A 751-nucleotide genomic window follows, 5' to 3' on the forward strand; every position below is an offset into this window, starting at 1 on the left:
TGAGCGTGATGCTGCGTGAGGCATTGGTGTCGCCATCGCTCCATCGGTTGAACTGGTAACCTTCGGCAGGCGAGGCACTAATCTCCACCGACTGACCCGCAGGGTAGCGACCTGCACCGGTCACCGTGCCACCGACTGAGGGATTGGCGAGGAGCTTGACCTCAAACTTCCCGTCGGAGGGAGTCACATCGGGGACAGCGGGAGTGACGGGAGCTACCGAACCGTTGCCGTCGGGAGTGAGAAACACATCGGCGCTGCTGCCGTAGCTCTTGCACGCCTTGGTGAACGCATCGTCCGTCTTGTACGCCTGCAACATGCTGTTGTTGTCGATGAGGTATTGGGTCGATACCTTGGTCTTGCCGTAGTCGTTGCGACTGTGTACCCAGGCAAACACACCGTCGCCCTCGTCCGCACCATGGGCGAGGAAGCCCTCCTTTGCAGCGAATCCCACCTTGTCAACGAGATCCCAGAGCTTCGCAGTCGATTCCTTGTCGAGCACTACGTAGCTTGCACTGAAGGCGCAGTAGGGAATCTGAGTTTCCGCGTTCAGACGCTGCAACACCTTGTAGAAGCTGATCTGGTCGCCGTAGTCGAACTCCGGATTGTTGGTCACCACCGCCTTGGCGAAGTCCTTCACCGTGGTATTCTCGTCGATGGCGAGACCTCCGAGGTTGATGCTGGTCACCGCCTTGTCGCCAGTACCCTTCACCGAGATAGAGGGCAGCGTGCCTTGGGTGATCTGATAGGGAGC

The 751-nt window shown here is 59.0% G+C and carries 1 protein-coding gene; it reads right to left on the reverse strand.

What is annotated here, in order from left to right:
* Positions 1–559, reverse strand: a 559-nt coding sequence (locus tag CIK89_RS11975) for a hypothetical protein (protein WP_216820475.1), incomplete at its 3' end; no start/stop codon positions are given.
* Positions 560–751: the final 192 nt, after the last annotated feature.

It is taken from the genome of Prevotella sp. P4-119 (genome assembly GCF_002251345.1).
Classification (GTDB): Bacteria; Bacteroidota; Bacteroidia; order Bacteroidales; family Bacteroidaceae; genus Prevotella.